Consider the following 1600-nt stretch of genomic DNA (forward strand, 5'->3'; position numbering starts at 1 on the left):
GAAGATTTCGCAAAGGACGCAAAGGAAGGAAAATAAGGTGGTGAACAACCTATTGCTTTGTTAAGTTTGCTTTGCTATGTTTAGAAAGTTATCGGTTATCAGGTTATCGGTGAAGAGAAAACAATGGTCTGTTATCTCCGATTACTGATTACCGATTACCTAAGTAACATGCAACTTCAATCTTAACAGAGCACTATAATCTTTGCGTTCTTTGCGGTTAATTTCTTTGGGTTCTTTGCGGTTAAAAAAGGATAAACCACTTAATCTTAAAAAAACTTGAATATCGAGTATTAATTTCAATTTTTTTAATAATATCTCCCTATCTCCTTAATCTCCACATCTCCTTTTGTTACACCACCTGAACGCTTACTACAGGTCGAAAATATTTAAAATTTGATTGACAGAAATCAGAAACTGTGATAGAATAAAATTGTAAAGTTAATGAAATAGGAGGAATGATAAAGATGATTAAGAAAATGATAGGTGGAGTAATATGTTTCCTTATTCTTACCCCTCAAGTTTATTCCGAGGAGGTTTATAAGATAGGGATTGAAGAACGGCTCATTCGATTAGAAGAAGGACAGAAGGCATTGAATCAGAGATTGGATGATATGAATCAGAGATTTGATGATATGAATCAGAAATTTAATCAGAGATTGGATGATATGAATCAGAAATTTAATCAGAGATTTGATGATATGAATCAGAGATTGAACGATATGATGGGGATAATGCTTAGCGGTTTTGGGGTTTTGTTGGCTGGGATGTTTAGCCTGACTGGTTTTGTCATCTGGGACCGCAGAACGGCTATTGTCCCTGTGGCTAAGAAAACTCGAAAATTAGAAGAGGAAGAAGAGTTGATAGTAAAAGCTCTTTTAGAGTATGCAAATGTTGAACCAAAGATGCAAAAAGTACTCACCAGATTAGGGCTTTATAAAAAGGAATTGCTTATCTCAACCTGAACTTAGGTAAATAAACGGTGTAACTATTCACCGCAGAGACGCAGAGGAACAGAGAAAAAAGGATTTAAATTAGATTGTGGATACCGGATAGATCTTTTAGTTGAAGAAAAAGTTATCGTAGAATTAAAAGCAGTCGAGCAACTACTTCCGATTCACGAAGCTCAACTTTTAACCTATCTAAAAATGATGAATAAAAGGATAGATTTATTGATCAATTTTAATGTTTCTGTTCTAATAGATGGAATTAAGCGTATAGCCAATAGATTTTAATTTTTTCTCTGTGTCTGTGCGTCTCTGCGGTGAATAGTTACTAAACGGTAAATATTGTTCCATAACCAGCGGTTTTACTTTCCACCATTATCCTGCCGTGGTAATCGTTCAGGATCAGATGGTGTCTGAAAATAACTCTAATAGTGAAATCTATGCAGATTTGGTGTCCAAAAGGGGATAAGGAGATAAAGGGAGATATGGAGATTATTCATTGTCCTTTCCAAAATTTTAGAATGAATTTATGTAACTATTCACCACGAAGGGCACGGAGAGCACGAAGTGAAATTTGATGAATTATCGAATAGAGTCATTGGATGCGCTATAGCGGTGCATCGAACTCTTGGGCCAGGTTTGCTTGACACCGTGAA

The 1600-nt window shown here is 35.6% G+C and carries 1 protein-coding gene and 1 pseudogene; both read left to right on the forward strand.

The features are described 5' to 3' along the window. The first annotated feature begins 464 nt into the window (after positions 1-464). Entirely contained in the window at positions 465-962 is a 498-nt protein-coding gene (locus AB1414_20570) for a hypothetical protein (GenBank protein MEW6609805.1), read from the forward strand. Positions 963-1001: 39 nt separating this feature from the next. Further along, positions 1002-1232 (forward strand): annotated as a pseudogene (locus tag AB1414_20575) (GxxExxY protein). Positions 1233-1600: the final 368 nt, after the last annotated feature.

The organism is bacterium, from assembly GCA_040755795.1.
In the GTDB taxonomy this organism is placed as follows: Bacteria; UBA9089; CG2-30-40-21; order CG2-30-40-21; family SBAY01; genus JBFLXS01.

Coding starts and splice junctions, on each gene's coding strand:
- AB1414_20570 (MEW6609805.1), top strand. CDS start 465: ATGATTAAGAAAATGATAGGTGGAGTAATATGTTTCCTTATTCTTACC.